This window comes from Paraburkholderia lacunae (assembly GCF_003353175.1).
GTDB lineage: Bacteria > Pseudomonadota > Gammaproteobacteria > Burkholderiales > Burkholderiaceae > Paraburkholderia > Paraburkholderia lacunae.
On sequence record NZ_QHKS01000032.1, the window covers coordinates 23,986 to 49,024 of the forward strand.

The window sequence follows — 25,039 nt, forward strand, 5'->3', positions numbered from 1 at the left end:
CCGCATTGCCCAACCGGCTCGTGTCTCCGTCCTTTATGCCTATGTGCTTCTGCGTGATTCAGCGTGATTCAGCGTGATTCAGCGACCGCCGCTTTCAACTGCCGAGCAGCAGCGGCGGCCGCGTAACGTCGATCCTGTGACGCGGGTCGCTCGCGCGTACCGCGGGGGATTGCGAACGCAGATCGCGAGACACCGCCTCGTCGAGGGTGAACTCAGCGACCATGTCGGTGAGCTGGGCAGCCTGGTCGCGCAAGGCCTGCGCTGCAGCGGCGCTTTCTTCGACCAGTGCCGCGTTTTCCTGGGTAACCTGGTCCATCTGTGTGACTGCGCGGCTGATCTGCTCGATGCCGTCGCTCTGTTCCCGACTGGACGAACTCATCTCCCCGACGATTGCCGTGACCTGCGAAATGCTGCTCACGACTTCGCGAATGATCTGCCCGGCTTCTTCGACGATCTTGCTGCCGTTGTCGACGTGGCCGACCGAGTCGTCGATGAGCGCCTTGATTTCTTTCGCAGCGACTGCACTGCGCTGGGCGAGGCTGCGTACTTCCGCCGCGACCACGGCGAAGCCTCGGCCGTGCTCGCCGGCGCGCGCGGCCTCCACAGCGGCATTCAGCGCGAGGATGTTGGTCTGGAACGCAATGCCTTCGATGACGCCGATGATGTCGACGATCTTGCGCGACGAGTCGTTGATCGCGCTCATCGTGTCCACCACACGGTTGACGGCCTGCCCGCCCTTTGCCGCAATGACGGACGCGTTCGATGCAACCCGGTTTGCCTCGAGCGCGTTGTCCGCGTTCTGTCTGACTGTGGACGTGAGCTGCTCCATGGCGGCCGCCGTTTGCTCGAGGGCGCTTGCCTGCTGCTCCGTCCGGCTGGACAGATCCATGTTTCCGCTTGCGACTTCGCGTGACGCATGGGTGATCGTTTCGGTCCCCTTGCGAACCCGGACTACGATGCCGTGCAGGTTGTCGATCATGTGCCTCAGTGCGTCCAGCAGCCTGCCGACCTCGTCTTTCGAGTCGATCTCGAGACGATGAGTCAGGTTGCCTTGAGCCACCGCTTCGGCGAGGCTCACTGCGCGGTTGATCGGCCGTGTGATGCCTCGCGTGATGAAGAAGCCTGTTGCCACTGCAACCAAGATTGCGCCGATGGACAGCAGAACCATCTGGATCTTGGCGTTGTTCCCTTCGTCGGCCGCTCGCACGACGTCCTTTTGCATCTGGGCCGCCTGGTAGTCGACCATCTTGTCGACCAGCACGTAATACTCGTCCTGCTGACGCGCAAGGCCGCCGAGATAGAGCTCGCGAGCTTCCTGCTGCCGGTTCTCCTTCACGAGCTCGAAGAACTTGCGGACACTGCTGCCGTAAGCGGTGCGCGCCTCGAATTGCGCCTTGAAGAGCGCCTTGCTCTCGTCGCTCTTCAGTAGACTTTCGAGCCTGGCGTACGCGTCGGCATTGGTTTTTCTGATGACGGCATAGTCGTCCATGTATTTCTTCGCCTGCTCGTCGGAGCTGGCCAGCAACAGGTTGCTCAGAATCCCATTGGCCTTGTAGCCGTTGTTCTTGATCTGGTTGCTCAAGGCGATCAGCGAGTAGCGCTCACTGACGATGCTGTCCATCTTGGCGTTGCTGGAATCGAGGTGCTCGATGCCGACGACCGCCGTTCCTATCAACAGCGCGACGACGAGGCCGAACGCTGAACTGAGACGAGCCCCGATTTTCAGGTTTGCAATCCACATTTGTTCGTAACTCCTATATCCACAGTGTTTCAAACGCTAATGCGACGCTCCGACGGGATTTCAGCGATCGGGCCGATACACGTGCGCAGGCGAAAGCGAATCGCGGCACGTTGCAATGCGCGCACTGCGAGGTGGCCGACGCTTCGGCAACGGATGCGCTGTCTGAGCAACACAAAGGGGCTCGAGGCGGCAAGCTTCGCGCCGCCTGAACCGGGTTGCCATTCGCTTCCCCGTTCCGGCTGGGAGGGTCTCAAACGCGTTAACGGCAATTCGTCTGATGAATTAAGGGTTCGCCCTCGCACTGAATATCGGTGCGCAGATCGAACTCGAGGAGCGGTAAGGGTTGCGCGGCGGCTCGCCTGTCGGCGGCTGTCAGCTTCCGATGCGGGACGATCCGCAGCCGGGGCCAGGCGCCCGGGGTGGGACGACAGAACGATTGTGATTTGCCTCAGACGCCGGGTCTGGCGGGTTCATCACGAGGGGCTCGGTGACTTCGTTTTGTCACACGCGGTAACGATTTTCCCCTGCACGGCCCCCGGACATGCACGCCCCGCCGCGGTCTAAATCTTTAGCGGAGTCGTTCCGCCGCATTAGACGAGGTGTTACCGTGCAGCACGTGAATTTAGCCCCTTTGACAGGGGTGTTTGCAGCCGCGGTGCTGGGCGGCTGTGCCGCGACGCCTTACGATACATCGATGAATTCCTGTGATCAGGAATACGTGATGACCCATCCCGCGAGCGCCGAATATTACTGCGGTCCCGGCTCTGGGTATCCCCTGTACGAGGAAGGCTTTGTCGGCTTTGTCGATATCGACCACTTTCACCATCATCACCACCATGACCGTGATCATGACCATGACCATGACTTCGATTTTCATCGCGGCCATGACCATGATCGTGACTTTCATCACGGCGGCGCCATGGCTGGCGGCGGACACGGCGCCGGGCACGGCGAAGTGCGTGCCGAAGGCCACGGCGGCGGGCATGGCGAAGCACACGCCGAAGGCCGCGGCGGCGGGCACGACTCAAGTGGATTCGGCAGTGACTTTCTGCCGTCGGGCGCGAGCGGATCGCACGGTGGCGGTACGCGCAAGTAACCGGAATCACGCACCGGACCTATGCGCAGGTTGATGACCGGCTTGATCGCGTCGTGCCACAAGAGGTACGACTGCATCGGGAGGACGTGTGCGCGCCCAAGTTCAAACGCGCGTGACGCGGCTTGCGGCCTACAAAACAGATGCGGCCGTCCTCAAGGAGAAAAAGTTTTCAGGAATTGTCGTACGAGCGTGGAGCAATCGCCTGCGTTGCTCGACGCTCCGCGTCCGCAAAAATCTCGCGCAGCCGTTGTCGCTCGTTCTCGGTCAGATGTGCAACCGCAGACGGCATCGCGAGCACCAGTTGCAGCGTGAGGTCGCCGCGCGAGCCGTTGCGGTCCGTGAGCCCATGCCCGTGCAGACGAATCGTGTTGCCCGGCTGCGCGTTCGGCGGAATCGTCATCTGCAGCGCGCGGCCCAGAATCTGCGCTTCGAAGTGGCCGCCGAGGGTCGCCGTGACGAAATCAACCTGAATCTCGCAAGCGAGATTCAGCCCGTCACGGCGAAAGGCCGAGCCGCACACAATGACGACCGAGAAGATCGCGTCGCCCGGCGGACCGCCATTCGGTCCGGGATGGCCGCCGCCTTTGACGACAAGACGCTGACCGTCCCACGCACCTGGGGGAATCCTGACTGTCTCGAACTTCCGGTAGGTCCTGACGCCAGTGCCGAGACACGTTGCACACCGGTCACTCGCCGGCGCGCGCCCGGTTCCCGCACAGGCAGCGCAGCGCATGCCCGAGACCGACTGGCCGCTGCCGCCGCAGCGCGCGCACTGCGAGACGCCGTCCTGGCACTGGCGGCACGGCCCGTTCACTGCGTAGCTCGCTTCGACCTCGCCGCCATGGATCGCGGCTTCGAGCGGTGCGAAGAGTTCGACCAGACAGTTCGCGCCGCGCATCGGCGGCGGGCTGCGGTGTTCGCGTGACGGCGCTTCCTTGCCACGGCCTTCAGTCGATTCCGCCACCGGACTCCGCACCAGCGGTGTGCGCTTGCCGGTCAGAATCTCGAATGCCTCCTGAACGCGCTTGAACACTGGCTCGACTGTCGATTCGCGCCCCTTGTTGCGGTCCGGGTGGTACTTCGCTCTCAGCCGTCGGTATGCGCGTTTGACGTCTGCGGGCGACGCAGTGTCTGGCAGTTCGAGTCGCCTGTAGTATTCGTCGAGGCTCACGCCTTTTCCCTGTTTCTTTCTGGAAGCGCAAGTCTATCAAGACGGGAGCGAAAGTCTGTTGTCGATGACGGGAGATTCAGGCGGTGCTCAACCGTTCCAGCTCGGTGTCGACCAGTAGCTTCTTCAGTTCCGGCACGCAGGACCCGCAGTTGCCACCGGCCTTCAGGCACGCGGTGATCTCCGCCGCAGTCTTTAGCCCTTGCTCACGGATCGCCGTGCATATCGTGTTGCGTCCGACACCGAAACACGAGCAGACCGTGGGCCCCGTATCGACGCCCTTGCCGATCGGCTGTCCAAACAGCAGGCCGGCACGATCCTCCTCGTCGAGCCAGTCCTTCCCGAACAGGCTCGCGAGCCACGTACGCGACGGCAACGGCGACTCGGGGCGCGCCGATACGAAGATGCAACTCTCGATACGCTCGTCGACCAGATGCACAGCGCGATAGATGCCCGCCGTCCTGTCCTCGTACTCGAGCCAGTCGGCGTGCGGATCGTCAATACCTAACAGCGCTTGCGCCCAGCCGCTGTGATCGTCGAGCGGCTTGCGCCCTGCGAGTTCGTAGCGCACGAACTGCGTGCCGTGGACGCGCGTCCAGTAGGTCACGTCGTCCAGCACCGGAGCGTGACGGCTCAACGAGAAACCGTGCCAGGCGACGTCAAACCGGTCGACGCGAACCGGCGTATGTTTGAACTCGGGCTCCCCGGAGACCGGATCGACCTCGGGATTCACTACCGCGCCGACACGCGCGTCGGACGCCACCTGATCGTTCCAGTGGATCGGCACGAACACGCTGCCTCGCGACATGCCACCGCCGTGCTGCACACGTGCGACCATCGTGCCCCAACGGCTCGACACGCGCGCGAGCTCACCTTCACGCACACCGCACGACAGCGCGTCCTGCGGATGCAAATCGACGAATGCTTCCGTCACGTGGCCGGCGAGCTTCTCCGACTTGCCCGTGCGGGTCATCGTGTGCCATTGGTCGCGCACCCGGCCGGTATTTAGCGTCAGCGGATACTCGACGTCCGGCGCATGGACCGGTGCGCGCGGCGGTGTCGCGACGAACCGCGCCTTGCCGTCCGGGTGCCCATAGCGGCGATCACCGAAGAGTCGCGCGGTACCGCGCTGCGCCGCGCCATTCGCCGCCAGTACCGGCCACTGGATCGGCTGCAGAGCATCGTAGCGCTCGCGGCCGAGCGCGACGAGCCCACCCAGATTGAACACGCGCGGCACATCGCCTTCGATGTGTGCGTTGCCAGTTTTCGCGTCGCTGCCGGTGCTCCCGTCACCGTTGCCCGGCTCGTTACGATAAGCGCTCAGCCGCGCATGCTCGTCGAAGATCTCATGCGGAGCCGAAAAATCGAAGCCGGCATACCCCATGCGCTGAGCGACGTCGCAGATGATCCGCCAGTCGGCACGCGCTTCGCCCGGTGCCGACAGGAACGCTCGCTGGCGCGAGATCCGGCGCTCGGAGTTGGTGACGGTGCCGTCTTTCTCGCCCCAGCCGAGCGCCGGCAGCAGGACGTGGGCAAACGCATTGGTGTCGGTGCACTCGACGATGTCGGAGCTGACGACGAGCTCGCAGCGCGCGAGCGCGCGCTTCGCCTGATCGCCATCGGGCAGGCTCACAACCGGGTTCGTGCCCATGATCCAGACAGCCTTGATCCGGCCTGTCCCGATCGCATCGAATAGCTCGACTGCCTTGAGTCCCGGCCGTTCCGCGATGGCGGGCGAACCCCAGAAAGTCTGCACGAGGTCGCGATGGCGCGGATTGTCGAGTTCCAGATGTGCCGCCAGCATGTTCGCGAGGCCGCCCACTTCACGCCCGCCCATCGCGTTCGGCTGTCCGGTAAACGAGAACGGGCCCATCCCCGGCTTGCCGATGCGCCCTGTCAGCAGATGGCAATTGATGATGCTGTTGACCTTGTCAGTGCCGGAGGTCGACTGATTCACACCCTGAGAATAGACCGTCACCACCCGCTCGGTCCGCGCGAAGAGCCGATAGAACTCGAGCAGATCGTGTGGGTCGACCTTGCAGGCCTTCGCGCACTGCGCGAGGTCGAAGCCGTTCGCCGCGTCGGTTGAGGCGGCATCGAGCGCTTGCTCGTAGCCGGTCGTATGCGCATCGACGAAACCTGCGTCGGTCGTGTCGTGTTCCGCGAGAAAACTGAACAGGCCGTTGAACAGCCGGACGTCGGTGCCCGCCTTCAGCGGCAGGTGCAGGTCGGCCATCTCGCAGGTCGCGGTGTAGCGCGGGTCGATCACCACGACCTTCATATCGGGTCGCGTTTCCTTGATCCTGACAATCCGCTGGAACAGGATCGGATGGCACCACGCGGTGTTCGATCCGACCAGCACCACCAGGTCCGCCAGTTCGAGGTCTTCGTAGCACACCGGCACCAGGTCTTCGCCGAACGCACGCTTGTGCCCCGCGACCGATGACGACATGCACAGGCGCGAATTGGTGTCGATGTTCGCGCTGCCGACATAGCCTTTCATCAGCTTGTTGGCGACGTAGTAATCCTCCGTCAGCAGTTGTCCCGAGACGTAGAGCGCGACTGCATCTGGGCCATGCTGATCGATGATCCGGCGAAAGCCACCGGCGACCGTGTCGAGCGCATCGCTCCACGACACGTCGCGCAACTCACCGCTGCCCGGCTCGCGCAGCTTCGGATGCAGCAGGCGTCCATCGAGCCCGACCGTTTCGCCGAGCGCCGAGCCCTTCACGCACAGGCGGCCTGCGTTTGCCGGATGGCGTTCGTCGCCGGCAATGTCGGGCTGGCCGTCCGGGCGTGGCGTCGCGAGCACACCGCAGCCGACGCCGCAATAGGGGCAGGTGGTTCGGACCGCGTCACGCCTACCGTCAGGCGTGTTGGAAATGACAATGGGAAAACTCACGTTCGATTCCGGTTCAGGCGAGCTGCGCCTCGCACAGGGCTTTGCCGAACAGCAATTGGCTGCGCAGCGGAGAAATGTCGGTCCGGTTCTGGATCAGCTCGAAGTACCACGCTCCGTCCTTGACGTCGCCGTACAGGACCGCGCCGATCACCCGGCTATCCTCGATCACGAGGCGCTTGTAGACGCCTCGTCGCGGATCGCGAAGCACGAGGTCTTCACTGTCCGGGCCGCCGGCGAAATCACCGGCAGAATAAAGGTCGACGCCTGTGACTTTCAGCTTGGTCGCCGTCGCGCGCTGCACGTACCGACGGTGGCCCGCACCGGCCAGGTGCGCGCCGCAGACACGCGCCTGGTCCCAGATCGGCGCGACGAGACCGAAGGTCGCCGTCCGGTGCTGCACGCACTCGCCGACCGCGTAGACACGCGGATCGTAGGTCTGCAACGTGTCGTCGACGACGATCGCTCGCTCACAGTGCAAGCCCGCCTGTTTCGCGAGTTCGATATTCGGGCGCACCCCGGCCGTCATGACAACCAGGTCGGCGGGAATCTCCGTGCCGTCGTTAAAACGCACTGCGGTGACACGCTCCGGCCCGACTATCTCGGCGGTGCGTGCCTTCAGCATGAAGCGCAAGCCCCTGCGCTCCAGCGTCTGCAACAGCAGGGCCGATGCGCTCCTGTCGAGCTGGCGGTCCATCAGGCTGTCGGTGTCGTGCACGACCGTGACCGACATGCCTTGGCGCATGAGTCCGTTCGCCGCCTCCAGCCCGAGGAGACCGCCGCCGATGATCACCGCATGACGGTGACTGCGCGCTGCGGCGAGCATCGTTTCGACGTCCTGGATGTCGCGAAACGCGATCACCCCCGGCAGTTGGTGACCCGGCACCGGAATCAGGAATGGCTTGGAGCCGGTCGCGATCAGCAGCCGGTCGTAGCCCACCTCGATGCCGCTTTGCGAGCGCACGATGCGGCGCCTGCGGTCAATCGCGGCCACCGGGTCGCCCGCATGCAGCCGGATACCGTTGTCTGCATACCAGTCACGCGTGTTGAGGATGATATCGTCGACACTCTTCTCGCCCGCGAGCACCGGCGACAGCAGGATGCGGTTGTAGTTACCGTACGGCTCGGCACCGAATACGGTGATGTCGTAGAGGTCCGGCGCGAGCTTGAGCAGTTCCTCGACAGTGCGCATCCCGGCCATGCCGTTGCCGACGACAACGAGACGTGGTCGGGAAGGCGCGGTGAACGATGCGCCTCCTGAGGTCTGCACGGCATATTCGTGTCTCATGCCGCGACCCACACCTGGCCGCTCTCGACCCGCACCGGGTAGGCGTTGACGGAATTCTCGGGCGCCTCGAGGCACTCGCCGGTGCGCAGGTCGAAGTGATGCTTGTAGATCGGCGAGGCCACCACGATGCGCTCACCGAGACTGCCGATCAGCCCGCGAGAGAGCACCGCCGCCTGCGAGCCCGGATCGAAGTTGTCGATCGCGAACACGCTGCCGTTACCGTCCGCGACGTGAAATACCGCTACCTGCTCGCCATTGACGAGTGCACAGACGCCAGTATTCGGAACAATGTCGTCGAGCGCACACACGGGCATCCAGGATTGCGGAAGTCGATTGCTGTTCATGCGGGGCTCCTCAAGATAGGTGCTGTGGATGGTCAGGCGGTCTCGACGACCACAGGAATCGGGAATTGCTTCGCTTGCCGCTCGGCGGGCGTCGCAGGCCGGATCTGGCCGCGCTCCTCGACGAACGCGACGGTGCTGTCGGCCTGTTCGCTGTTGACGAAATGACGGAAGCGCTTGCGCGTTTCGGGATCGGTGACGGCCTTTTTCCACTCGTCTTCGTAGCTGTCGACCACGTGCTGCATCTCCGCCTCGAGCTCCGACGCAACCCCAAGACGATCGTTGACCACCACGTCGATCAGGTACGCGAGGCCGCCTTCGAGGTTGTCGCGCCACACGCTGGTGCGTTGCAGCCTATCGGCGGTGCGCACGTAGAACATCAGGAAGCGGTCGATGTAGCGCACCAGCGTGTCGTGATCGAGGTCCGACGCGAGCAGTTCGGCGTGGCGCGGTTTCATGCCGCCGTTGCCGCACACGTAGAGATTCCAGCCCTTCTCGGTGGCGATGATGCCGACGTCCTTGCCCTGCGCTTCCGCGCATTCGCGGGTGCAGCCCGACACGCCGAACTTGATCTTGTGCGGCGTACGCAGGCCCTTGTAGCGGTTCTCGATCTCGACCGCGAGGCCCACCGAATCGCCGACGCCGTAGCGGCACCACGTCGAGCCGACACACGACTTCACGGTGCGCAGCGATTTGCCGTACGCATGGCCCGATTCGAAACCGGCGGCGATCAGTTCTTCCCAGATCAGCGGCAGTTGCTCGACGCGCGCGCCGAACATATCGACCCGCTGACCGCCGGTGATCTTCGTGTAGAGACCGTATTTCTTCGCGACCTGGCCGACCGCGATCAGCCCATCGGGCGTCACCTCGCCGCCCGGCATGCGCGGCACGACCGAATACGTGCCGTCGCGCTGGATGTTGGCGAGGTAGTAATCGTTGGTGTCCTGCAGCGACGCGTGCTCTTTCTTCAGCACGAATTCGTTCCAGCACGACGCGAGGATGCTCGCCACCGCCGGCTTGCAGATATCGCAGCCGAGCCCGCGGCCATGCTTCGCGAGCAATGCGCCGAAGCTGCGCACGCCCTCGACACGCACGATGTGATACAGCTCCTGGCGCGAATACGGGAAGTGCTCGCACACGTGGTTATTGACCGCGAGCCCCTGCTTCTTCATCTCCGCCTTCATCACCTGGGTGACGAGCGGCACGCAGCCGCCGCACGAGGTGCCAGCGCATGTTGCGCTCTTCACAGCGCCGATACTGGTCGCGCCCGCACACACCGCCGCGCAGATTTCGCCTTTGGAGACATTGTTGCACGAGCAGATCTGCGCGGCCTCGGGCAGCGCGTCGACCCCAAGTCCGGGCTTGGCCTTGCCGTCGCTTTGCGGCAGGATCAGGAATTCCGGTGCTTCCGGCAATTCGATGCGGTTCAGCATCATCTGCAGCAGCGTTCCGTATTCGCTCGCGTCGCCGACCATCACGGCGCCGAGCAGTTGCTTGCCGCACTCGGACACCACCAGCTTCTTGTAGACCTGCTTGCGTTCGTCGCTGAACTGGTACGTGCGGCTGCCCGGCGTCTTGCCGTGCGCATCGCCGATGCTCGCGACATCCACACCCATCAGCTTGAGCTTGGTGCTCATGTCCGCGCCGCCGAAACCGGCTTGATCGCCCAGCAGTTGCTTCGCTGTGACGCGTGCCATGTCATACCCTGGCGCCACGAGGCCATACACCATGCCGTTCCACGCCGCGCATTCGCCGATCGCATAGATGTCGGGATCGCTCGTGCGGCAGGTGTCGTCGATCGCAATGCCGCCACGCGGACCCAGTTCCAGCCCGCAGGCACGCGCAATCTCATCGCGCGGACGGATACCGGCGGAGAACACAATCATGTCGGTGTCGAGATGCGTGCCGTCAGCGAACTGCATCCGATGGGTGCCCGCTTCGCCATCGACGATGGCGAGCGTGTGCGTGGCCGTATGGACCTGCACGCCCAGCTCCTCGATCTTGCTGCGCAGAACCCGTCCGCCGCCGTCGTCGACCTGGACCGCCATCAGGCGAGGTGCGAACTCGACGACATGCGCGGCCAGGCCCATATCATGCAGCGCCTTCGCACATTCAAGCCCCAGCAAGCCGCCGCCGACCACCACCCCCGACTTCGCCCGCGCGCCGCATTCCTGCATCGCTTCGAGATCTTCGATGGTGCGATAGACGAAGCAGTCCTCACGATCGCTGCCCGCCATGGGCGGAACAAAAGGCGACGAACCGGTGGCGAGCACCAGTTTGTCGTAGGAAAGCGTCTCGCCGTTCGAGATGCTCACCGTGCGGGCCTCCCGGTCGATCGAAACCGCCTTCGCGTTGAGCTTGAGCAGCACGTTCTCGCGCTCGAAGAAGCCTGGCTTGACGAGCGACAGGTCCTCAGCGGACTTGCCGGAAAAGAATTCGGACAGATGCACGCGGTCATAGGCCGGACGAGGCTCCTCGCACAGCACGGTGATGTGCAGCGCGGACTTGGCGTCGTCCACAAGGCATTCCAGAAGCTTGTGACCCACCATTCCGTGGCCAACGACGACAACGTTCATGACTGGAGTCTCACCCATTTCCAACGCGGTTCGCGGCATGATTTTCGTCCGGCAAATAAAAAGGCGTCCCGCGGATCCAGTCGTCAAGTGACTGAATTCAGGGGACGCCGTTGTCCAAAAACATCAGGATCTAAAGAGTGTCTTTGCTGCGTGCTGCCCGGATCATCGTTGATCCGCTGCAGTGAGTTACGCAAAGGCCATGCCATACGGGACAAATCACCGCCGTTAGGCCCTGCACAAGAGAAAGGCGTATTTGCCAGACGTGTCCGCCGGGAGCGGGCTGATGCATTCCGATGCGGCAGAGCACAACGGTGGTGCGGCGCAGCACCTTCTGCGTGCAGTGCATGGCAGAGGTCATCGCCTGCAACGTTCCGTCAATTCGCCATGCCGTTGGTGCCGGCGCCAGCCAGCGCATGCTCGCGTAGCGCCGCTTCGCGTGCCTTGTGTTCACCGCTGAAGCGCACCGCCAGCGCGCACAACGCGGAGAGCGTGACCAGCATGCCGAGCATCGCCAGCGTCTGCTGGACGCTGCCGACGCCTTTCATCAGGAAGCCGGCGGCCACCGCTCCGACATTGCCACCGGCGCCAATCACACCCGCAACGCCGCCCAGCGCCTTGCGGTCGATGAACGGCACCAGCGCGTAGGTCGCGCCGCAAGCCATGTGCGTGAACAGACCGAAAACCAGCATGGCGATCACGGCCAATGCGATGCTGTCCGCGTGCGCGAAGCCCACGAGGCCCAGACCTTCGCCAACGATCAGCGCGAACAGCAAGGTCGCGCGGACGTCCAGGCCTCGACGCGCGGCCGCCTTGTCCGACAGCCAGCCACCCAGCGCGCGGGCAAACAACGCGAGCAGGCCGAAGCTGCCGGCGGCGATGCCCGCCGCCGGCAGCGACAGGTGGAAATGATCGACGTAATAGATCGCGGCGACGTTGTGAATGAAGACCTCGACGCCGAAACACGCTGCGTAGGTGATGAACAGCATCCACACGCGATAGTTCGCGCAGGCCGCTCGAAAACTCGCCCAACCGCCCTTCTTGCCGCCGTCGATCGCGATTCCGCTCGCCCGCAGTTCCGCAAAGTTTCCTTGCGGGCAATCCTGTGTGAAGCGCCAGTAAAACACCGCCATGATCGGCATCGCGAGGCCCGGCACCACCAGCGCGAGGCGCCACGCCGAGGCGTGCTCTGCGCCGAGCACCATGATCGCCGCCAGCAATAGCGGCACGAGCGCCTGCGCAGCGCCTGCCCCGGTATTGCCCCACCCGGCCGTCGCCGCGTTGGCGGTGCCGACCACGTTCGGCGCGAACATCATCGAGGTGTGATACTGGCTAATGACGAAGCAGGCGCCGATCGCGCCGATGCACAGGCGGCACAGCAGGAAGCTCTCGTAGCCCGTGGATAGCGCGGCGCCGAGCACGGGAAATACGCCGGCGAGCATCAGGCCGCAATAGACCTTGCGCGGGCCGTAGCGGTCGCATAGCGGACCAATTATCAGCCGCACGAGGATCGTGACGGCGACCGCGGCGATATTGATATTGGCGACCTGGTCGACGGAAAGCCCGAATTCGCTTTTGATCAGCGGCATCAATGGTGCACAGGCGAACCACGCAAAGAAGCAGACGAAGAACGCCATCCACGTCAGATGGAAAGCGCGCATCGGTGGCGTGCGCAGGCTGAAGAGGTCGATGCGAGTTGCTTTGTCTGTCATCGTCGTTCCAGAAAAAAAAGCGTCCCGCGAACCCAATCAGATGACTGGATTCGGGGGACGCCGTTGTCCAAAAGCCCGTTGTAAGGGTGCTGCTATTGATTCGAATGAAGATAGATCGACTTTGATCCTATGCGGGCTCTATATGCATATGCCGTGCCACATGCGGAAATTCAGTGTTCGGCGTTCCAGGAAGCTGTAAAAAGGGATGGCACGCGACGCATCCTGTCGGCGGCACGACATATTTCGATGTGACAAAGCACAGCGATGGTGCAGCACAGCACTGTTCCCGTGCGATGGGAAAGGTTGTGGCGCGCGGTCTCGGTCTCGCTAGGGCAGATCGAAAAACAAGAGACGACGTGCGGCCGCCACCCTTTCTCCATCCCGGTGTATCGGCTTCGTGTTGAGTTGCTTACGTCGGTCGTGGCGCGCCTCAAAAAAATTTTGCATTTATCTGCATTGTCAGATATATTCTCAGTCAGACAATGGAGGCTGCCGATGAGCGACTGCATCAAGGAAGACTTCAAGCAGACCCAGAGCCTTGGCTTTGCGCTCAGTAAAGCGCGCAATCGGGTGATCACGGAAATGGATGCAGCGCTTGAAGAAGCCGGCATCACCAGCCAGCAACTGGGCATTCTGCTTGGGCTTGCCGACGACAGTGCGAAGTCGCCGGTCGCGCTGGCGAGGCTGCTCAGTGTCGATCCCGCGCTCATGACACGCATGCTCGACAAGCTGGAAAAGCGGGGTTTGCTGCAACGCTCCCGAAGCTGCGAAGACCGGCGCGTGGTCGACCTCGCGCTGACCGACGGCGGGCGGGAGACCGCCTTCCGTGGCGCGCATATCGTCGCTGCCGTGTTGAACAGGCGGCTCGCGAGCTTTACGAAGTTGGAGTTCGAGGCCTTGCGCCGTCTCCTCGGCAAATTGCTCGGAGAATGACCGGCTTTTTTTTACCCATATATCTGACATATCAGATAAATGCCGCTGACCCTGACCGACAGGCGGCGGATTTCAGACCCACTTACAGGAAGGACGCAACATGAACCCGTCGACGCCTGCAGGCTCCCCAGCGCCACTGAGCGGGGCCAGATTCGCACTTGGCACGCTTGCCGTGGCGCTGGCCACCTTCATGAACGTGCTGGACTCGTCGATCGCCAACGTCGCGATTCCGACGATCTCGGGCAACCTCGGCGTATCCGTCGACGAAGGGACGTGGGTCATCACACTGTTCGCCGCCGCCAACGCCGTATCGATTCCGCTGACTGGCTGGCTGACCCAGCGCGTCGGACAGGTGAAGCTTTTCGTCTGGGCGATCCTGCTGTTCGTGCTGTCGTCGTGGCTCTGCGGTATGGCCCCCAACCTGCCGGTGCTGCTGGCCGCCCGGATATTGCAAGGCGCCGTGGCGGGCCCGCTCGTGCCGCTTTCGCAGGCGCTGCTGCTTGGCTCGTTCCCGAAGCAGAAGAGTTCGAGCGCGCTGGCGCTGTGGGCGATGACCGCGACGGTCGGGCCGATCGCCGGTCCGGCGCTGGGCGGCTGGATCACCGACAGCTACAGTTGGTCGTGGATCTTCTACATCAACATTCCGGTGGGTCTGTTCGCCGCCGGCGTGACGTGGGTGGTCTACCGGGACCGCGAAACGCCGGCGTTCAAGCTACCACTCGACAAGGTGGGCCTCTTCTCGCTGATCGCATGGGTCGCGTCGCTGCAGATCATGCTCGACAAGGGCAAGGACCTCGATTGGTTCAATTCCCCGGTGATCTTGGCGCTCGGCGTGGTCGCGGCGATCAGCTTCGCGTTCTTCCTGATCTGGGAGCTCACCGAAGCGAAGCCTATCGTTGACCTGCGGCTCTTTACCCAGCGCAATTTCCTCGGCGGCACGATCGCGATTTCGGTCGCGTATGCGGTGTTCTTCGGGAATCTGGTGATCCTGCCGCAGTGGATTCAGGGCTTTCTCGGCTACCGCTCGGTCGATGCGGGGCTCGTGACGGCGCCGCTCGGCATCTTCTCGGTGATCCTCGCGCCGGTGCTGGGCAAGATCATGCCGCGCTCGGATTCACGGATACTGGCGACGCTCGCCTTCCTCGGCTTTGCCGGCGTGTTCTTCATGCGCTCGCATTACACGACAGGCGTCGACCCCTTCACGCTGGTGCTGCCGACGCTGCTTCAGGGCATTCCCACCGCCCTCTTCTTCACGCCGCTCACCGCGATCATCCTGTCGGGGCTGCCCCCCGAAAAGATTCCGGCCGCGGCCGGGCTGTCGAACTTCGCGCGGATCTTCGCCGGCGCGGCCGGGACGTCGCTGATGAGCACCGGCTGGAACGACCGGACGATCCTGCATCACGCGCGGCTCGTCGAGCAGGCGAACGTGAACAACCCGACTTTCGTCGACGCCGTCGCGAGCCTGCAGACGGCGCTCAACGCCAGTCCGTCCAAGGCTCTGGCGTTCTTCGAGACGTCGCTGAACACGCAGGCCACGATGCTGGGGCTGAACGACATCTTCTGGCTATCGGCGGTGATCTTTATCGTGATCATTCCGCTGATCTGGCTGACCAAGCCGGGGAAAGGCGCAGGGGCCGGTGCCGCGGGTGCCGGCGGTCATTGACCGGCGCGAATGCAGCGAGCGCGATCGAGCGGGCCAGAGATTCCTCTTGACAGTATCTGACATGTCAATTATTGTAAATATCGACACATCGAGGACCCGTCATGGACCACTACACAACCAAAAATTTCTCGCTCACGCAAAGCGTCGGTTTCTCGCTGACCAAGGCACGCAACCTGATCGCCGCGGAAATGGATGCGGCGCTCAAGGACCTCGACATCACCAGCCAGCAGATGGGGATCCTGCTTTCAATGCAGCGCGGCACGGCGTCCACGCCGTTCGAACTGTCGAAGCTGCTCGGGATCGACACGGGCCTGATGACGCGCATGCTGGACAAGCTGGAAACCAGGGGTTTGCTGGAACGCTCGCGCAGCGGCGACGATCGTCGCGTGGTCAATCTGACGCTGACGGAAAAGGGCGAAGAAATTGCGGCCCAGATTCCGAAAATCGCGCCACAAGTGTTGAACGCCCGGTTGAAGAATTTCACCAAAGCAGAGTTCGAGGAATTGCGCCGCCTGCTTTACAAGTTCATTGGCGATTGAGCCGCGTGGGGCAAAGTGCCCCCTTTTTTTACCCATTAATCTGACAGGTCAGAAAATGAAAACGCAGATTTCTACATCAGCCGTCGGCACCCGGGCGTTGAAACTGGGTCTGTCGGCAATCTTCGCAGCCGTACTTTCCGCCTGCGCCAACTACGCCGGCATTCACAGCGACAAGCAGATGGCCGAACCACAGCACTTCGAGACCACACAGAGCCTGCCGGCCGAAAGCGGTCACTGGCCGGCCGCCGACTGGGCCGAGCAGTTCGGCGACGCTCAGCTGAAGGCGCTGCTCGCCGAAGCCCTCACGGGCAGCCCGACACTCGAGCAGGCCCGTGCCCGGGTCGCCCAGGCGCAAGCGTTCAGCGAAACCGCGAAGGCGAGCACGCTGCCGCGCGTCGACGCGAGCTACTCGCTCACGCGCCAGCAGTACAGCGGCACCGCACTCGTGCCACCGCCCTTCGCCAGCTCATGGCAGACCGAGAACAAGGGGCTGTTGAACGCCTCCTACGATCTCGACCTGTGGGGCAAGAACCGTGAAGCACTGAAGGCGGCCGTGTCGCAGGTGCAAGCGAGCCAGGCAGACGCGCAAGCCGTCAAGCTCACGCTGAACACCGCCATCGCCCGCACTTACAACCAGTTTGCCCGCCTGTATGCGCTGCGCGACATCGCCCAGCAGGAGGTCGCGCGCCGCGAACAGATCGAGCGCATCACCGCGGGCCGTATTGCGGCCGGTCTCGATACCGAAGTGGAGCGCAAGACCGCGCAGGCGAATCTCGCCACGAGCCGTGCCAGTCTCACGGCGCTCGACGGCCGCATTCTGACCACCCGTTACCAGCTCGCCGCGTTGCTCGGCGCGGGCCCGGACCGCGGTTTGTCGATCGCGCGTCCGGCGCTCGGCGTGGGCGATGAAGTGCGTTTGCCGGACAACCTGCCGGCTGATCTCGTAAGCCGCCGGCCGGACATCGTGGCCGCCCGCTGGCGCGTGGATTCGCTCACGCACGAGGTGAAGGAAGCCAAGGCCGAGTTCTACCCGGACATCAACCTGAGCGCGGCCATCGGCCTCGACGCCTTCGGCTTCGGCCGCTTCCTCAGCGCCGCGAGCCGCACGGGTTCGGCAGGCGCCGCGATCCATCTGCCGATCTTCGATGGCGGCGCATTGCGCGCACAACTGAAGGGCCGTTACGCCGAATTCGACTATGCCGTGGCCGGCTACAACCAGACGCTGATCACCGCGCTGACCGACGTTGCCACGCAACTCGCGCAGATCCGTTCGAGCGACGCGCAACTCGTCGACGCACAGGCTGCGCAGCAGGCCGCGCAGAGCGCCGACCAGCTGGCGATCGCGCAATACGAGGCGGGCCTGACCAACCAGCTGACCGTACTCAATGCCGACATGAACGCACTGAATGCCGAGCAGGCCGTCGCCGATCTGAAGATGAACCGCCGCGACCAGCAGATCGCGCTCGCTTCGGCACTCGGCGGCGGCTATGTCGATACCTCGAAAGATGAAACCCGTCGCGCGGACGCTTCCGCGCAAGCCAACCCCGTCGTCGCCGCGCGTTGATACGGCACGTTCGTCACCCGTCAGGAGATCTGAAATGAGCGATACCAACACGTCCGACCGCACGACGGCGGACACTGAAGCCGTCATCGACAACACCCGAGACGCGTCCGCCGCCACTGCAACCGCCGCGGACCCAGCGCCGCAAGCCACCCCGCCGGCCAGGCGCAAGCTGCTGCTCGCGCTCCTCGGCGTCGCCGTCGTGGCGGCGGGTGCAGCCTACAGCGCGTACTACATCACGTACGCCCGTTATCACCAGTCGACCGACGACGCGTATGTCAGCGGCAATCTGGTGCAACTGACGCCGCAGGTGACGGGGACCGTGGTGGCCGTCAATGCGGACGACACGCAGATCGTCCGGCAAGGCGACCCGGTCGTCACGCTCGACGGCGCCGATGCGAAAGTTGCGCTGACGAACGCCGAAGCGACGCTCGGCCAGACCGTGCGGCAGGTCAGCAGCCTTTATGTGAACAACGATTTCTATGCGGCCACGGTGGCGCAGCGCGCGGCGGATCTTGCTCGCACCAACGACGATCTGCGCCGGCGTGAGGCCGTGGCAGGCACGGGTGCGGTTTCCGCAGAAGACATTGCTCACGCGCGCGATGCGGTGAACGCCGCCCAGGCCGCGCTCGATGCCGCCCGCCAGCAGGCCGAAGCCAATCGCGCACTGACCGACCGCACGACGATCGAACAGCATCCGAATGTGCAGGCCGCGGCCTCGAAGGTTCGTGACGCCTATCTGAACTACGCGCGCAACACGTTGCCGGCACCCGTCACCGGTTATGTCGCGCGCCGCTCGGTGCAGGTCGGTCAGCGCGTCGCGCCGGGCGCGCCGCTGATGGCGATCGTGCCGCTCGACGGTGTGTGGGTCGATGCGAACTTCAAGGAAGGGCAGCTCCGGCATATGCGCATCGGTCAGCCGGTCGAACTGACGGCCGACGTATATGGCGGGAGCGTCAAATACCACGGCCGGGTGGTGGGCTTCTCCGCGGGCACGGGCAGCGCTTTCGCGGTACTGCCGGCGCAGAACGCCACGGGCAACTGGATCAAGATCGTCCAGCGCCTGCCGGTGCGTATCCAGCTCGATCAGCATGAACTCGAGGCGCATCCGTTGCGTATCGGCCTGTCGATGCAGGCCGATGCCGACACGCGCGACGATTCCGGCACGCAACTCGGCGCGGCCACCACGACGGCGTATCGCACGGATGTCTTTGCGCAATATGGCGCGCAGGCCGACGCCGAGATCGCAAAGATCATTGCCGGGAACGAGGTGGGCTCGCCCGTGAGCGATGCGAAACCGTCAACCAGGAACGTTGCGACGCGCGTTCAGGCGCGCAACGCGGGCTGACGGGAGATCGGATCGGTATCTCTCGCGACCAGTATGACGAATCCCACGCTTCGCACCCTGCGCCGGCTAGTTCACGAGACTCCGCCGCAGGGTGTCGTCAAGAACGTCGCCGACGCCCCGATCCAGGCGCAAGCATTCGCGCCCCGGATGATCGGTGTTTACCCGCCAAACGCACTCTCGCACTTGCCATACTCCCCGGTGCGACACAAAATGTAAGCGCTAACACGAAGCCGCTTACGTATAACTAAACAGAAAACTGCACGCCAGTGCCTTGGCATCGATTAAAAATGTAAGCGCTAACATCAATCCCGCCGCACCTCAACGCAAAACATGAAACGGAGACAACGATCATGAGCGCAACCCCGAGCCACGAGCAGGCACCGCCGAGAATCCGCCGCGCCCAGATCGTGGCGCTCTCGCTGCTGATGGTGAGCGGCATCGTCAACTATATGGACCGCGGGACGCTCGCCGTCGCCAATCCGCTGATCCGCCATGACCTCGGCCTGTCGCTGGGTCAAATGGGGTTGCTGCTCTCCGCGTTCTCCTGGAGCTATGCGCTATTCCAGTTGCCGGTGGGCGGGCTCGTCGACCGGATCGGTCCGCGCAAGCTGCTCGGCATCGGCCTGATCGTCTGGTCGCTCGCGCAGGCCGCCGGCGGCTTCGTCTCGACCTTCGGCTGGTTCATCGCTGCGCGGATCATGCTCGGCATCGGCGAGGCCCCGCAGTTTCCGTCGGCGGCACGCGTGGTCAGCAACTGGTTTCCGCTGCGCGCACGCGGCAAGCCGACCGGCATCTTCAACTCGGCGTCCCCGCTCGGCACGGCACTCGCGCCGCTCTGCCTGTCGATCCTCGTCGTGCAGTTTCACTGGCGCTGGGCATTCATCGTGACGGGCATCGCCGGCCTGATCGTGGCGGCCGTCTGGCTCGCGGCCTATCGCGATCCCGCCAAGGCCACGATGAGCGCCGCCGAGCGCCACTATCTCGAAGGCGACGAAGCGGATCGCAAGCCGGCGCCTTCGGTGAGCTTCGCCGACTGGCGTGCGCTCTTTTCGCATGGAACGACGTGGGGCATGCTGATCGGCTTCTTCGGCTCGGTCTACCTGAACTGGGTGTACCTCACCTGGCTGCCGGGCTACCTGACGATGGAGCGTCACATGAGCCTGATGCATACGGGCGTCGCGGCATCGGTGCCGTTCTTCTGCGGCTTTCTCGGCTCGCTCACGGCCGGCTGGTTCTCCGACCTCATCACGAGCCGAAGTGCGAGCCCGGTCGCAAGCCGCCGCAATGCGGTGGTGCTCGCGATGCTCGGCATGGTCGCCTTCACGATTCCGGCTGCACTCGTCGAGAGCAACACGATCGCGATCCTGTGCATCTCGGTGGTGATTTTCCTGGCCAACGCGGCATCCGCCAGCTCCTGGGCTCTCGCCACCGCCGCCGCTCCGCCGAATCGCGTCGGCTCGCTCGGCGCGATCCAGAATTTCGGCGGCTTTTTAGGCGGTGCGCTCGCGCCGATCCTGACCGGCTACATCGCGCAGACCTGGTCGTTCGTGCCCGCACTGCTGACGGCTGCGGGCATCGCGTTCGTCGGCGCGATGAGCTATCTGCTGCTCGTGCGCAAGCCGATCGAGGACCAGCCCGCGCGCGCCGATACCGCGCGAGCGCCGGCGTGACCTCGGTGCGCGTGCCAACCCATACGAACCTTTTCCGGAAGATGAACATGACGACCTCTACGCACACCGCCACTTCAATCGAAGGCATCGTCCCCGTGATGCTGACCCCGTTCGACGCCTCCGGCGCGATCGACTACGCCGGGCTCGAACGCCTGATCGAGTGGTATATCGCGCACGGCTCCGACGCGCTGTTCGCCGTCGCGCAATCGAGCGAGATGCAGTTCCTGAGCCTCGCCGAACGCGGCGCGCTGGGTCGCTTCGTGGTCGAGAAAGTGGCGGGCCGCATTCCCGTCGTGGTGTCGGGCCACATCAGCGACGACCCCGACGCCCAGGCCGAAGAGCTCAACGTCGCCGCGGGCACAGGAGCCCAGGGCATCGTGCTCGTGACCAACCGGCTCGACCCGAAACGCGAGGGCACGGAGGTTTTCGCCGCGAATCTCAAGCGGCTCCTCGCGCGCCTTCCGTCGGACATGCCGCTCGGTCTGTACGAATGCCCGGCGCCGTACCGGCGGCTTCTCTCCGACGACGAACTGAAGCTATGCATCGATACCGGCCGCTTCATCATGCTGAAGGACGTGAGCTGCGATCTCGATACCGTCAAGCGCCGCGTCGCGCTCGCGCAGGGTTCGCCGCTGAAGATCCTGAACGCCAACGCGGCAATCGCGTGGGACGCGATGAAGGCCGGCTCGGCAGGCTTTAACGGCGTGTTCACGAACTTCCACCCTGACCTGTACAAGTGGCTGCGCAACGATGCCGCCCAGGACCCGGCGCTTGCCGAAGAACTGGCGACGTTTCTCGTGCTCGCCGCGGTATCCGAGGCGCTCGGCTATCCGGCGCTCGCCAAGATCTACCACCAGCGCATCGGCACCTTCGGCTCGATTCGCTGCCGCGTGATCGACTATGATGTGCGCGAACGCTTCTGGGCGCTCGACGCCGTGCTCGACAAGATCGTCGCCGGCACCGAGCATTTCCGCGCGCGCATCGCCTCGCCCGGCGCGGGCTGCTAGATTCGCGGGCGTCTCCCGACAGGGCTTCGCGATGACCGGAACGTCTGTGCCGACGGCCGTGCTCGCTCACGCTTCGCACGCGCCCGCGGCGGTAAGATGGCGGGCGTTGCTTCATTGACCCGCCACTCATTGGCCACTCACACGCCACTTAGCCTCTGCTTGCCGACCCGATGCCCGATTCCTTCGACCCGCCTCCCGCCGCCCGGACCCCGACAAGCCGTGCCCGCCGCAACACGGGGCGCACCGTGCTGTCCGACGTCGCGAGGCTCGCGGGGGTATCGACGGCGACTGTGTCGCGTGTGTACAACGAGCCGGGCAAGGTCTCGGAAAACGTACGCGAGCGCGTCGAGCATGCCGCGCTCACGCTCAACTGGTTTCCGAATGCGGCGGGACGCGCCCTCGCCTCCACGCGCAGCCACATTGCCGGCATCATCATTCCGACGCTCGACGACCAGGTGTTCGCCTCGCAGGTGAGCGGTATGCAGGCGGCGTTCGCCGCACGCGGCATCACCCTCGTGCTCGGCTGTTCGAACTACGATCCCGCGCAGGCGCTCGTGCAGGTGCGCGCGATGCTCGCGCGCGGCGTCGAGGCGATGGCCATCGTGGGCGAGGCGCACCCGGCCGAACTGTTCGATGCATTGCGGCTCTATCGCGTGCCCTATGCGGTCACGTATGCGTATCGCGAGGGCAGTCCGCACGACTGCATCGGCTTCGACAATCACGCGGCCTACACGGAGATCACCGAGCATCTGCTCGGCCTCGGGCACCGCTCGTTTGCGGTGTGCATCCAGCCGACGCGCGACAACGACCGCGTGCAGGCGCGCCTCGCGGGCATCCGCGCGACGCTCGAACGCCACGGTCTCGCCGTACGGCCGGAGCACATGTTCGAAGGCGAATCGACGATCGGCTTCGGGCGGCGCAGCCTGCGCTCGATCTGGCAGTTGCCGGGCGAGCGCCCCAGCGCGATCATCTGCGGCAACGATCACATCGCGCTCGGCGTGCTGCGCGAGGCGGAGGAACTGGGTATCGCGATTCCCGGCGAATTGTCCGTGACGGGCTTCGACGATCTCGCGATCGCGAAGGAGATGCACCCGGCGCTGACGACGATGCGCGTCGACACGGCCGAGATCGGCCGGCTTGCGGCACAGCACCTGCTCGACGCGCTCGACGGCAAACGGCCGCAACACGGACATGAGGTGCGTGCACTATTGCAGGTGCGGCAGTCGACAGGACCGTGCCCGGGATAGCTTCTCCGCGCTCGCGGCTGCCGGTGGCGGAATTTGCAGAAACAGGTAGCGAATGAACGCGCTCCGCCGGCCTCGCCGCAACCTGGAAAGGCATGGATTGTTCTTGAAAAACAGCGATTTAATAAACTTGCCGCCTCGGTCCGCGCCCAGGGATATCCCCTACAAATTGCGCCAAACCGCCCGCCAACTAACAAATATGTCCTGATTCGACTGAAGGATGGCGTTTTCGCGCGCTATCCGGCGCATTCGGTCGACAAAGAGCGGTGTTACGCTGATCAGGCAGCCTGGACGTTCATCCGCGGCCTTTCAGCGGCAGGTTCGGCTGCCATGAGACATGCCTGCGAAATATCCGCGAAGCGCGGCGGCGCAACTGCCCGCGATCGCCGAAACATCGCTGTGGGAGCGTCTGCGATGAAACCAAGAATATCTACCGGTTTGACGCTGCTGTTGCTGCTGTTAGTCAGCAGTGCTGCTCAAGCGTGGATGCCGGTGGTCTATCCGATTCGAAGTCAGAGTCCGTATCAGCGCAGCATCGACACGTCGATGTGCTTTGCCACCGCCAACCGTCAGTCGAAAGTCAACATCGCCCACGAATCGCAATTGCCGCCGCGCAAACCCGCGGCGTCGAAATCCACGTCGACGGGGACTCCGTCGCGGCCTCCGTTACCCCCCAGCAGCTTTTCTGCGATGCCGATGAGCGCGAGCATGCCTACTGCCGCGTCGGCGCCGGCGGCAAACGCGCCTGCAGCGAGCGCTGCAACGGCGACGGCGGCGACGGCGGCATCGGGCACCACTGCGGCGACCACGACGACCACCACCGCGGCTTCGGCTGCGACAGCGGCATCGTCAAGCAGCGCGAAGAGCGGCGCCTCGGAGACGGCGGCGGCCAGTGCACCACAGACGGCCCAAGGGTCCGATGTGAAGCTGCCGCCGCTGCCGGCGCCCGAACCGCCGATGACACGGTACTGGGCGGCCTATGGGGCATGCATGCAAGCGCGGGGTTACGTCGTCATGCAGTAATCCCTGTTGCAGCCTCGTTGCTGTGCCCTGTTCTTTCTGACCGCGGCGCCGGAAGTCGACGCCCGTTTGCGACATGGCAATGCTTAGCGACATCACCTCCGATCAGCACGATTTCCCCCGCTGCGGGCTCTGCGGAGCGCTGCTAGCCGGACGCTTCACGGCCTGCCCTTCATGTCATGCGCGCTCAATCAATGCACTCGACGTGCTTCCGTCACAGGCTTCGTCCAGCACGTCGTCGTCCACCGGAATTGCGCTGGGCCCAACCCGGCCGATGCCTGTCACGCGACTGCCGCTGCCGAAGCCGTGGAGTCCGTCCTCGAGGGCCGTGCGCGATTCGTTCTACCTCACCTGCGAGTACGAACCGACGGCCACCGTAGCCAGCCATCGAAGACTGCGCCGGCAGGCAGCCCTCGGCATCCTCTCTCTGCTGCTGGCATCCGTCGCGTATCTGGGCTTCATCAGACAGAGCAGCGACTCGGATAACAGCGCCCCGGCGGTATCCGGCAGAGTGATGGTTCAGAAAGCGAAGCCGCCTGTTGCCATGGCACAGCGGCCCGCCGCCGTGGCGCCGCCGGCTCCACGTCATGTGGCAACAGCGGTGGCAACTGCGGCGGCAGCTGCAGCGGCAGTTGCAGCACCCGTTGCAACGGCAGCAGCGGCGCCGCCCGATGTGAAGCGCGCCGTCAGCAAACCGGACAAACCGCGCGTCGACGTTTCGAAGCATCTCCGCGCCGCGCGCGCCGATCTGCAAAAGAGCAATTTGGCGGCGACCAAAGCAAGGCTCTCGGCGGCCATCGCCGCCCAACCGGGCAACCCCCACGCGTTGCGCATGCGCTCCACGCTGAGCGAGCGCGAACAGCAGCGCGACTCGTTGCTCAGCGTCGCGCGAGGCTGCGAATACATCGAACAATGGTCATGCGTCTCGCACAACGCGGGCAACGCGCTACTCGTCGATTCGAGCAGCGCAGAAGCGAAGCGCCTCGTCGAGCGCGCCATGCGGGAGTCGGAAGTCGCGAGCGTCGTGACGGCCGAGCCTGCGCCCGCCCCGTCGCATGAGGAGAACAACCCGGCAACCCATCATTGAACCGGCATTGAACCGCGTCTGAACGAGCGATCCAGCCAGGACTGCCGGCGGGCCCGGCCGCCTTGAGCGAACTACTGGACCGTTGGCCATTACCGCGCCACTACCTGGCCACTACCGGGCACGAATGCGCCGCTGCCAAGCCACTGCCA

Annotated in this window: 18 protein-coding genes; 11 read left to right on the top strand and 7 right to left on the bottom strand. The window is 64.2% G+C overall.

All coding sequences use genetic code 11. The annotated features are described in order from the left end of the window. Positions 1–94: 94 nt before the first annotated feature. Complete coding sequence (locus tag DLM46_RS32635; RefSeq protein WP_115107836.1) at positions 95–1,741, bottom strand: methyl-accepting chemotaxis protein; 1,647 nt, start codon at positions 1,739–1,741, stop codon at positions 95–97. Between the two features lie 607 nt (positions 1,742–2,348). On the opposite strand from DLM46_RS32635, the gene DLM46_RS39935 reads away from it, so the two are divergent. Continuing rightward, positions 2,349–2,837, top strand: a complete 489-nt coding sequence (locus DLM46_RS39935) for a hypothetical protein (RefSeq protein WP_208866367.1) — start codon at positions 2,349–2,351, stop codon at positions 2,835–2,837. Positions 2,838–3,006: 169 nt separating this feature from the next. On the opposite strand, the gene DLM46_RS32645 is transcribed toward DLM46_RS39935, so the two are convergent. The 6 genes from DLM46_RS32645 to DLM46_RS32670 form a co-directional block, all read right to left on the bottom strand. After that, a complete protein-coding gene (locus tag DLM46_RS32645; protein WP_115107838.1) occupies positions 3,007–4,008 on the bottom strand; it encodes a DnaJ C-terminal domain-containing protein in 1,002 nt (333 codons plus the stop codon). A gap of 76 nt (positions 4,009–4,084) precedes the next feature. After that, entirely contained in the window at positions 4,085–6,907 is a 2,823-nt protein-coding gene (locus DLM46_RS32650) for a nitrate reductase (RefSeq protein WP_115107841.1), read from the bottom strand. Positions 6,908–6,920: 13 nt separating this feature from the next. Continuing rightward, the gene (locus DLM46_RS32655) at positions 6,921–8,192 is read right to left on the bottom strand and encodes an NAD(P)/FAD-dependent oxidoreductase (protein ID WP_115107915.1); all 1,272 of its coding nucleotides are present in this window, start codon (positions 8,190–8,192) and stop codon (positions 6,921–6,923) included. Continuing rightward, a complete protein-coding gene (nirD, locus tag DLM46_RS32660; protein WP_115107843.1) occupies positions 8,189–8,536 on the bottom strand; it encodes a nitrite reductase small subunit NirD in 348 nt (115 codons plus the stop codon). The genes DLM46_RS32655 and nirD overlap by 4 nt, the downstream gene beginning before the upstream one ends. Before the next feature lie 32 nt (positions 8,537–8,568). Next, a complete protein-coding gene (nirB, locus tag DLM46_RS32665; RefSeq protein WP_115107845.1) occupies positions 8,569–11,109 on the bottom strand; it encodes a nitrite reductase large subunit NirB in 2,541 nt (846 codons plus the stop codon). 374 nt (positions 11,110–11,483) lie between these two features. Further along, positions 11,484–12,818: an MFS transporter gene (locus DLM46_RS32670; protein WP_115107848.1), complete on the bottom strand. Its 1,335-nt coding sequence runs from the start codon at positions 12,816–12,818 to the stop codon at positions 11,484–11,486. A gap of 264 nt (positions 12,819–13,082) precedes the next feature. Between DLM46_RS32670 and DLM46_RS32675 the strand changes: the two genes are divergently transcribed. The 10 genes from DLM46_RS32675 to DLM46_RS32720 all read left to right on the top strand — a co-directional run bounded on the left by DLM46_RS32675 (position 13,083) and on the right by DLM46_RS32720 (position 24,890). Then, positions 13,083–13,751, top strand: coding sequence for a MarR family winged helix-turn-helix transcriptional regulator (locus tag DLM46_RS32675; RefSeq protein ID WP_341868614.1), 669 nt, complete (start codon positions 13,083–13,085; stop codon positions 13,749–13,751). A gap of 100 nt (positions 13,752–13,851) precedes the next feature. After that, complete coding sequence (locus DLM46_RS32680; protein ID WP_115107854.1) at positions 13,852–15,414, top strand: DHA2 family efflux MFS transporter permease subunit; 1,563 nt, start codon at positions 13,852–13,854, stop codon at positions 15,412–15,414. Between the two features lie 101 nt (positions 15,415–15,515). Beyond that, positions 15,516–15,953, top strand: a complete 438-nt coding sequence (locus DLM46_RS32685) for a MarR family winged helix-turn-helix transcriptional regulator (protein ID WP_115107857.1) — start codon at positions 15,516–15,518, stop codon at positions 15,951–15,953. Positions 15,954–16,008: 55 nt separating this feature from the next. After that, positions 16,009–17,517: an efflux transporter outer membrane subunit gene (locus DLM46_RS32690; protein ID WP_115107859.1), complete on the top strand. Its 1,509-nt coding sequence runs from the start codon at positions 16,009–16,011 to the stop codon at positions 17,515–17,517. A 34-nt stretch (positions 17,518–17,551) separates the two neighbouring features. Beyond that, positions 17,552–18,862: an HlyD/EmrA/EmrK family protein gene (locus tag DLM46_RS32695; protein WP_115107862.1), complete on the top strand. Its 1,311-nt coding sequence runs from the start codon at positions 17,552–17,554 to the stop codon at positions 18,860–18,862. A 350-nt stretch (positions 18,863–19,212) separates the two neighbouring features. Next, positions 19,213–20,532, top strand: coding sequence for an MFS transporter (locus tag DLM46_RS32700; RefSeq protein ID WP_115107864.1), 1,320 nt, complete (start codon positions 19,213–19,215; stop codon positions 20,530–20,532). Positions 20,533–20,579: 47 nt separating this feature from the next. Further along, positions 20,580–21,539: a dihydrodipicolinate synthase family protein gene (locus tag DLM46_RS32705; RefSeq protein ID WP_115107917.1), complete on the top strand. Its 960-nt coding sequence runs from the start codon at positions 20,580–20,582 to the stop codon at positions 21,537–21,539. 170 nt (positions 21,540–21,709) lie between these two features. After that, positions 21,710–22,786, top strand: a complete 1,077-nt coding sequence (locus tag DLM46_RS32710; protein WP_208866368.1) for a LacI family DNA-binding transcriptional regulator — start codon at positions 21,710–21,712, stop codon at positions 22,784–22,786. Positions 22,787–23,197: 411 nt separating this feature from the next. Beyond that, on the top strand, positions 23,198–23,806 hold the full coding sequence (locus tag DLM46_RS32715) for a hypothetical protein (protein WP_115107869.1): 609 nt from the start codon (positions 23,198–23,200) through the stop codon (positions 23,804–23,806). A gap of 325 nt (positions 23,807–24,131) precedes the next feature. Continuing rightward, positions 24,132–24,890: a hypothetical protein gene (locus DLM46_RS32720; RefSeq protein ID WP_244306453.1), complete on the top strand. Its 759-nt coding sequence runs from the start codon at positions 24,132–24,134 to the stop codon at positions 24,888–24,890. Positions 24,891–25,039: the final 149 nt, after the last annotated feature.

Bases quoted from the DNA above. Each gene is read 5' to 3' on its own strand.
- DLM46_RS32710 (WP_208866368.1), top strand. From the start codon at position 21,710: ATGCCCGATTCCTTCGACCCGCCTCCCGCCGCCCGGACCCCGACAAGC.
- DLM46_RS32715 (WP_115107869.1), top strand. From the start codon at position 23,198: ATGAAACCAAGAATATCTACCGGTTTGACGCTGCTGTTGCTGCTGTTA.
- DLM46_RS32655 (WP_115107915.1), bottom strand. From the start codon at position 8,192: ATGAGACACGAATATGCCGTGCAGACCTCAGGAGGCGCATCGTTCACC.
- nirB (WP_115107845.1), bottom strand. From the start codon at position 11,109: ATGAACGTTGTCGTCGTTGGCCACGGAATGGTGGGTCACAAGCTTCTG.
- DLM46_RS32685 (WP_115107857.1), top strand. From the start codon at position 15,516: ATGGACCACTACACAACCAAAAATTTCTCGCTCACGCAAAGCGTCGGT.
- DLM46_RS32695 (WP_115107862.1), top strand. From the start codon at position 17,552: ATGAGCGATACCAACACGTCCGACCGCACGACGGCGGACACTGAAGCC.
- nirD (WP_115107843.1), bottom strand. From the start codon at position 8,536: ATGAACAGCAATCGACTTCCGCAATCCTGGATGCCCGTGTGTGCGCTC.
- DLM46_RS32675 (WP_341868614.1), top strand. From the start codon at position 13,083: ATGGTGCAGCACAGCACTGTTCCCGTGCGATGGGAAAGGTTGTGGCGC.
- DLM46_RS32635 (WP_115107836.1), bottom strand. From the start codon at position 1,741: ATGTGGATTGCAAACCTGAAAATCGGGGCTCGTCTCAGTTCAGCGTTC.
- DLM46_RS32705 (WP_115107917.1), top strand. From the start codon at position 20,580: ATGACGACCTCTACGCACACCGCCACTTCAATCGAAGGCATCGTCCCC.
- DLM46_RS32690 (WP_115107859.1), top strand. From the start codon at position 16,009: ATGAAAACGCAGATTTCTACATCAGCCGTCGGCACCCGGGCGTTGAAA.
- DLM46_RS32670 (WP_115107848.1), bottom strand. From the start codon at position 12,818: ATGACAGACAAAGCAACTCGCATCGACCTCTTCAGCCTGCGCACGCCA.
- DLM46_RS32680 (WP_115107854.1), top strand. From the start codon at position 13,852: ATGAACCCGTCGACGCCTGCAGGCTCCCCAGCGCCACTGAGCGGGGCC.
- DLM46_RS32700 (WP_115107864.1), top strand. From the start codon at position 19,213: ATGAGCGCAACCCCGAGCCACGAGCAGGCACCGCCGAGAATCCGCCGC.